This window comes from Pseudomonadota bacterium, from assembly GCA_018823285.1.
GTDB lineage: Bacteria > Desulfobacterota > Desulfobulbia > Desulfobulbales > JAGXFP01 > JAHJIQ01.
This window is the reverse complement of the sequence record JAHJIQ010000028.1, coordinates 24481-32133: the sequence shown is the minus strand read 5'-3', so window position 1 is coordinate 32133 and position 7653 is coordinate 24481. Positions and strand designations below refer to the sequence as shown.

7 protein-coding genes are annotated in these 7653 nt (G+C 50.9%); 1 reads left to right on the top strand and 6 read right to left on the bottom strand.

The window, feature by feature from the left end:
* Window positions 1-141: 141 nt before the first annotated feature.
* Genes KKG35_07715 through msbA form a run of 3 tightly spaced genes read right to left on the bottom strand, consistent with a single transcriptional unit; the run spans window position 142 to window position 3401 of the window.
* Window positions 142-717 (bottom strand): NAD-dependent epimerase/dehydratase family protein, encoded by a 576-nt coding sequence (locus KKG35_07715; GenBank protein ID MBU1738016.1) that lies wholly within the window; start codon window positions 715-717, stop codon window positions 142-144.
* Window positions 686-1645 carry an SDR family oxidoreductase gene (locus tag KKG35_07710; protein ID MBU1738015.1) on the bottom strand — a complete coding sequence of 320 codons (960 nt, stop codon included), beginning with the start codon at window positions 1643-1645 and terminating at the stop codon, window positions 686-688. Before KKG35_07710 ends, KKG35_07715 begins: the two co-directional genes overlap by 32 nt.
* Before the next feature lie 25 nt (window positions 1646-1670).
* Entirely contained in the window at window positions 1671-3401 is a 1731-nt protein-coding gene (gene msbA, locus KKG35_07705) for a lipid A export permease/ATP-binding protein MsbA (GenBank protein ID MBU1738014.1), read from the bottom strand.
* 214 nt (window positions 3402-3615) lie between these two features.
* Between msbA and KKG35_07700 the strand changes: the two genes are divergently transcribed.
* Complete coding sequence (locus KKG35_07700) at window positions 3616-5037, top strand: mannose-1-phosphate guanylyltransferase/mannose-6-phosphate isomerase (GenBank protein ID MBU1738013.1); 1422 nt, start codon at window positions 3616-3618, stop codon at window positions 5035-5037.
* A gap of 2 nt (window positions 5038-5039) precedes the next feature.
* On the opposite strand, the gene cysK is transcribed toward KKG35_07700, so the two are convergent.
* The 3 genes from cysK to metW all read right to left on the bottom strand — a co-directional run bounded on the left by cysK (window position 5040) and on the right by metW (window position 7652).
* Window positions 5040-5966, bottom strand: coding sequence for a cysteine synthase A (gene cysK, locus KKG35_07695; GenBank protein ID MBU1738012.1), 927 nt, complete (start codon window positions 5964-5966; stop codon window positions 5040-5042).
* Between the two features lie 36 nt (window positions 5967-6002).
* Entirely contained in the window at window positions 6003-6965 is a 963-nt protein-coding gene (locus KKG35_07690; GenBank protein ID MBU1738011.1) for a serine acetyltransferase, read from the bottom strand.
* A gap of 84 nt (window positions 6966-7049) precedes the next feature.
* Window positions 7050-7652: a methionine biosynthesis protein MetW gene (gene metW / locus KKG35_07685; protein MBU1738010.1), complete on the bottom strand. Its 603-nt coding sequence runs from the start codon at window positions 7650-7652 to the stop codon at window positions 7050-7052.
* Window position 7653: the final 1 nt, after the last annotated feature.

Genomic DNA, 7653 nt, shown 5'->3' with positions numbered 1-7653 from the left:
GGAATCAGCGGAGCAACTTTCTCCCAAAAGGTATCGGAAACTTCCCAAGATTGAATCTTAGCCATAATCCCTCCAGGTTGTATTTAGCTAACTTGTCGGAATTATAACATATTATTTAGATAACACCCATTTTATTTACGGCTAAGTTCTTAATCTGATCTTCGTTTCCCAGCCCAGTTTCTTTCTGGCAAGAGAAATGTCCGGTTGTCTCTGAGTTGGGTCGTCAGAAGGGAGAGGATTGAATACAATTTCCGATTTCGATCCTGTTAATTCAAGTATTTTTTTTGCCAATTCAAGAATAGTGAGTTCATCGGGGTTGCCGGTGTTGACCGGGCCGATAAAACTGTCTTCGGAGTCCATCAGCCTGACGAACACTTCAATCAAGTCATCCACAAAGCAGAATGAACGGCTCTGGCTGCCGTCACCATAGATCGTAATGGGGGCGTTTTTCAAAGCTTGAACAATGAAATTAGATGCAACTCTGCCGTCATCGGGATGCATCTTAGGGCCGTATGTGTTAAAGATACGAGCTGCCTTGATCCGAAGTTTGTGCTGCCGGTGATAATCGGAAAAAAGCGTTTCGGAACAACGCTTTCCCTCGTCGTAACATGAACGGATCCCGATTGGATTTACATGACCCCGGTAGCTTTCGGGCTGGGGATGAATCGCTGGATCACCGTAAACTTCACTGGTCTCCTGTGATGATCGACTGGAAATACGGGATCGTCTTTTTTAGGCCTTCTTCAAGTGTGATTTTCGGCTCCCACCCGAGTTTTTCTTTTGCCAGGGTGATGTCCGGTTGTCTCTGTTTGGGATCGTCTGCGGGAAGCTTCTTGAAGACAATCTCAGATTTTGAACCTGTGATAGCGATCACCTTTTCAGCCAGCTCAAGAATGGTGAATTCTACCGGATTTCCCGTGTTAACCGGGCCGGTGAAGCTGTCTTCAGAGTTCATTAATCTGACAAAAACCTCGATCAGGTCGTCAACGAAGCAAAACGACCGGCTCTGGTTCCCTTTGCCGTATACTGTAATCGGCTTGTTCTGCAGTGCCTGCATGATGAAGTTTGAAACGACTCGACCGTCATCGGGATGCATTTTGGGTCCGTATGTATTGAATATTCTTGCGACTTTGATCTTCAGTTTGTGCTGACGGTGATAATCAAAGAAGAGTGTTTCTGCGCAACGCTTGCCCTCGTCATAGCATGAGCGTCTCCCTGTTGGATTTACATGTCCCCAGTAATTTTCTGTCTGGGGGTGCACTTGCGGGTCACCGTAAACTTCACTTGTTGAGGCCTGGAATATTTTTGCATTCAGTCGCTTTGCAAGACCGAGCATGTTGATTGCTCCGTGCACACTCGTTTTTGTGGTCTGGACCGGGTCGTGCTGGTAATGGATGGGTGAAGCCGGACATGCCAGATTATATATTTCATCCACCTCAACATACAGCGGGAAAGTCACATCATGGCGGATAAACTCGAAAGCCGGATTGTTGAGGAGGTGATAGATGTTGTCTTTTGTCCCGGTATAACAGTTATCAATACAAATGACTTCATGGCCATCGTTCAGGAGTCTTTCACAAAGATGTGAACCCAAAAAGCCGGCACCTCCGGTGATAAGGATTCGTTTTCTGTAGTATTGTTTCATTGAGAAGGCCTCAGGGTTTGAATTTCTAGGGGTGATGCTGCATGTTGTGAAGCATTTCATAGACGCCGCCTTTTGTCAGCAGCTCATCATGGCTCCCTTCTTCGACAATTCTCCCGTTCTGCATGACAATAATTCGGTCTGAATTCCGAATTGTTGAAAGGCGGTGGGCGATCACCATCGAAGTCCTGTTCTTCATTAAATTTTCCAAAGCTCTCTGGACTTCTCTCTCTGATTCAGTGTCAAGGGCCGAGGTTGCTTCGTCAAGAATAAGGATAGGCGCGTTTTTAAGCAAAGCCCTGGCGATTGAAATCCTCTGGCGTTGGCCACCCGAGAGTTTGGCACCGCCCTCCCCGATCACAGTATCAAAGCCATCAGGGAGATTGTTGATAAAATCAAGAGCGAAAGCAGCTTTCGCTGCATTGATGATATCTTCCTCTGATTTTTCCGGGTCACCGTAGGCGATATTATTGCGAATGGTGTCGTTGAATAAAATCGTCTGCTGGGTGACCATTGCTATCTGGTTGCGCAGAGACTTGATCGTCACGTTCTTGATATCTCGACCATCAAGCAGGACCTGTCCCGCACCGGTTTCATAAAAACGGGGGACGAGATTGACAAGAGTGGTTTTTCCTGCACCACTGGTCCCGACCAAGGCAAGAGCCTCACCTTTCCTGATGGTAAGATTTATATGGTCAAGGACAGTGATTTTGTTGTCATACGTGAAAGTTACATCTTTGAACTCAATACCCTCACTCATCAATGGAATGTTTTCTGCAGAAGGGGAATCAAGTATTCGAGGTTCTGTGTCAAGAACTGTGTACACCCTTGTTGCAGAAGCGAATCCCTGTTGGACTGAACTGTTGACCTTGCTCAGTCCTTTGATTGGCTCATAGATCATGACCAGAGCTGTTAAAAAGGAGAAGAATGTTCCGGGGGTAGAGTGGTCGGCAAGGACTTCGTGGCCTCCATACCAGATAACCCAGGCCACAAATATCCCCCCCACAAGCTCCATGAACGAGTGGGAAAAACTTTTCACTTTTGCTTCGGTGATAAAGATCCCGAAAAGTTTCTCAATGATTCCGAAAAATCTTAAGCTTTCATAACCTTCCATGCAGAAGGCTTTGACTATCCGATTGCCGCCGATGATCTCATGGAGGTTGTTCGAAACCTGTGCCATTGTCTGTTGCGTCTTGGTGCTTAAACTCCGGTGTATTCGGCCAAAATAAACTATCGGCAATATTGACAAGGGCAAAAATATCATTGAAATTGATGCCAGTTTCCAGTCCTGATAGAAAATGACCCCCAGAAGACTGATTACTTGCAGGCAGTCTTTGAGAATGCCAATGAGTGAGTGAGAGACAGCGGTCTGCATCAAGGTTACATCCGAAATTACTCTTGAAATCAGCTCTCCGGTTGGCGTGTTGTGGAAAAATGAAATGTCGAGAGTGAGAAGGTGGTCGTATATCTTTTTTCGCAATTTTAATATTACACTTTGCCCAACCTTCTCCAGTAGCACGTTGTACCCGTAATAAAAGAAACCTTTCGCTAAAAAAATCGCAATCAGGGCAATTGGGAGAATGTTCAGGATCGTGCTGTTCTTTTCAAAGAATATCTTGTCAAGAAGAGGTTTGACCATATAGGCCTGCAATGCGCTCAGGCTTGCGACAAAGGCCATGCAGATCATGGCGATTATCATGGTCGATCGATACGGTTTTACCTCTTGATATACTCTCTTGATTATCTGCTTCTCAGTCATTATTCTCGATCTGGTTTGAAATAGGTAAGGCGCGTGCTGGCTTTGAGGCTTTTAAAATTATAGGTTTGTAGCATCAGGAAAAGATCCCGTAATCTACTACAAATTTTTGAAAATGTGTTAAATATATCGCCAGGATTCAATAGTCAAGTAATGTTTATGATGACTTGTTGATATGTTCAGTTCAGCTGATAATTCATTCCAGGAGATATTTTCTATGATCCCAGTGATTCTGGCTGGTGGATCGGGGACCAGGCTCTGGCCCCTGTCCAGAGGGTTGTATCCGAAGCAGTTTCTGCCTTTGGCCGAAAAACGGACCATGCTGCAGGCAACGGTTGAAAGGGTTGTCAAAGTTGATGGGGCAGAGCCGCCGCTGATTATCTGCAATCACGAGCACCGGTTCCTGGTCGGAGAACAATTGCAGGGCATTCAGGTCGGATCAGGCGGGATCATCCTCGAACCGGTGGGCAGGAATACTGCTCCGGCGGCAGTGCTCGCATCATTACTGGCGGTGGAGGGTGGTGGAGATCCGGTCATTCTGCTGCTCCCGGCCGACCATGTGATCAGGGATGAAATGGCTTTCGCCGAAGCGGTGGCAGCGGGTGAAAAGCTCGCCGCAGCCGGCAGTCTGCTCACCTTCGGGATCGTTCCGGATCTGCCGGAAACCGGCTATGGCTATATCTGTAAAGGAAAACCTCTTGCTGAAGATAGCGCGTTCCAGGTAGACCGTTTTGTCGAGAAGCCGGATCTGGCCACAGCCACTCGCTATCTTGAGTCGGGCCAGTATCTCTGGAACAGTGGGATGTTCATGTTCAAGGCCTCGGTCCTGCTGGCCGAGATTGAAAAATTCGCCCCGGAGATCCTCGACTCCTGCCGCAGGGCTTTTGCCGGGAGGAGCATGGATCTTGACTTTATCCGTCTTGCCCAGGATAAGTTTGAGGCCTGCCCGTCGGATTCTATCGATTATGCGGTTATGGAAAAGACCGACAAGGCTGTGGTCATTCCCCTTGATTGCGGCTGGAGTGATGTCGGTTCGTGGCGCTCCCTGCATGAGGTGAGCCGGAGTGATGCAAACGGCAACGTGATCAATGGTGATGTGCTCGTTAAAGATGTCACAAACTGCTATCTCCGCTCCGAGAGTCGTCTGCTCGCCGCAGTGGGTCTGGACGACCATGTCGTGGTTGAAACGGCCGATGCGGTAGTGGTGGCGCCGAAGGGTCGAAGCCAGGATGTGAAGGCGATTGTCGAGCAGTTGAGCAAAGCGAACCGCTGCGAAGCAAAACTGCACCGACGTGTGTACCGACCCTGGGGATCTTATGAAGGGATTGATGCCGCAGACCGTTTTCAGGTGAAAAGGATTATTGTCAAGCCGGGCGCAAGCCTTTCCCTGCAGATGCATCACCACCGGGCTGAGCATTGGGTGGTGGTAAGAGGTACGGCAAAGGTCACGGTGGGCGAGAAAGTTCTGACCGTCAGCGAAAACCAGTCAACCTACATCCCGGTTGGTGAGAAGCACCGCCTGGAAAATCCCGGGGTGATCCAGCTTGAATTGATCGAAATCCAGACCGGAAGTTATCTGGGCGAGGACGATATCGTCAGGTTTGAAGATGTCTACGGGCGACAGGGCCGATCCGATTGATCTTATTTCTCCATGAGATCGGTGGTCAGGTATCTCTCGCCGGTGTCCGGCAGAATCACCACAATCATTTTGCCTGCGTTTTCAGGCCGCGCACCAAGCTTAAGGGCCGCCCAGGCGGCGGCCCCGGAAGAGATGCCGCAGAGAATGCCGTCTTTTTTCGCCAGTGCGCGCGCCGTTTCAATGGCTTGCTCATTTGTCACCTGGATGACCTCATCGATCATCTCGGTGTTCAGAATTTTCGGGACAAAACCGGCGCCGATGCCCTGTATTTTATGCGGGCCAGGATTCCCCCCGGACAGAACAGGTGAGGCTGCAGGTTCCACCGCAACGGATCTCAGCGAAGGCTTTCGTTTCTTGATTACCTCAGACACCCCGGTAATCGTGCCGCCTGTTCCCACTCCGGCGACAAAGATATCTACACCACCATCGGTGTCGTTCCAGATCTCTTCGGCGGTTGTCCGGCGGTGAATTTCCGGATTGGCCGGGTTTTCGAACTGGTTGGGCATGAAAGAATTGGCCGTTTGCCCGTGGAGTTCGATGGCTTTGTTGATCGCCCCCTTCATTCCTTCCGGTCCCGGAGTGAGAACCAGTTCGGCCCCGAAATGTTTTAACAGCATTCTCCGTTCCATACTCATGGTCTCGGGCATGGTCAGGATCAGCCGGTACTTCCGCGCTGCGCAAATATAGGCCAGGGCGATGCCGGTATTGCCGCTGGTCGGTTCGATGATCACGGTTTCCGGATTGATCAATCCCTCTTTTTCGGCAGCGTCGATCATGGCCACCCCGATCCTGTCTTTCACACAGAACAGCGGGTTTGCGGATTCAAGCTTGGCGTAAATCGTTGCCCCGAGACCGGTTGCGATATTGTTCAGTCTGACCAGGGGGGTCATGCCGATGGCCTTGGAAACGTCCGGGAATATCCTGTTCATCTGGTTCTCCTTGTTCAATTGGGAGGGGCTGAAATCTTAATCCTTACCGTTACCTGAATAGACCAGCTCCGGTTTTTTCAGGATGACCTTGGTGTCCGGCGGCACACTTTCGGTGAGCCAGATATTGCCGCCGATCACCGCCCGGGCGCCGATTACGGTTTCGCCGCCGAGGATCGTGGTATTGGCGTAGATGATGACGTCATCCTCGATGGTCGGGTGTCTCTTGACGTTGCGATAGCGGTTTCCGGCATCCCTCGGCAGGGAAAGGGCTCCCAGGGTGACCCCCTGATACAGTCTGACCCTGTTGCCGATGGTGGTGGTTTCCCCGATCACCACCCCGGTGCCGTGATCGATGAAGAAGCTCTTCCCGATGGTCGCTCCGGGGTGGATGTCGATGCCGGTGAGGCTATGGGCATGCTCGGTCATGATCCGGGGCAGCACCGGGACGTTCAGTTCCCGGAGTTTGTGGGCCAGGCGGTAAATACTGATCGCGAGCAGCCCCGGATAGCTGAAAATCACCTCGTCCGCTCCTTTGGCTGCCGGGTCGCCATCAAGAGCGGCCTGAATATCGGTGGCAAGAATCGCGCTGATTTCAGGCAGGGACTGAATGAATTTGACCGCAATCTCATACCCCTGGACCTTGCAGCGGGTGCAGGTCTGGCGGGCCTGGAAGCATTCGTGCTGGATGGCCTGGATGATCTGGCCGGCCAGATTTTCGAAGAGTTCAGTGGTTTCCTGCCCGAGGCAGTATTCAAGGTTGGCCGGGTTGATCGAAACCGAGGAAAAATAGCCGGGAAACAGGATCCGCCGCGCCTGGTCAATGATCTGGACCACCGTCCGGTGGGTCGGAATGGGAATGGCGCCGAGATGGTCGAAGCAGCCGTGTTTTTTGCAGGAGGCGGCTAGTTCCCTGACCACCGGCGGGATATCGTCATACAGGTGACTGGTGTTTTCGGCGTCATCAATGCATTGATTGTTTTCAATATCTTTGGAAAACATGGGTTTCACCTTGTCCGAGTTGTCTGTCCTGAAGGTCATTTTACAGTAATAATCATCCGGGAAGTTAAAATTAAGGGTCGGGGATTATTTTCTGCTGATCAGGAATATCCCGTAAGTCGCCCGGAGATTCGGCAGAAAGGTGATGATCTTCCCTTTCCGGCCATGGCTTTCGGTGTTGATCGCCGCTTCTTTGATAATCCTGCATCCGGGAGAACGCCTGGCAAATTTCCGGAAATCCTCAATGGTGATCACCCGGATATTCGGGGTGTCGTACCACTCGTAGGGGAGCTGACTGTTCTTGGGCGCGTAGCCGTTGAAGAGCAGCTGCAGGCGGATCGACCAGTGGCTGAAGTTAGGAAAGGAAACGATCACGAACCGGCCGATCCGTAAAAGTTCCCGGATCAGGACATGGGGCTCGAAAACCTGCTGCAGGGTCTGGCTCAGGACCACATAATCAAAATAATCGTCCTGGTAGTCGAGCACCTCCTCGTTGATATCGCCCTGCAGGACCTGCAGTCCCTTGTCGATGGCCCGGGTGGCGAGTTCCTCGGAACCTTCGATTCCGGTGCCGGTGATGTTTTTCGTCTCTTCGAGATATTGGAGCAGCTCCCCCGAGCCGCAGCCGAGATCGAGTACTTTGCTCCCCGGTTCCACCCAGGAGGCGATGATCTGCAGATCGTAGCGCATC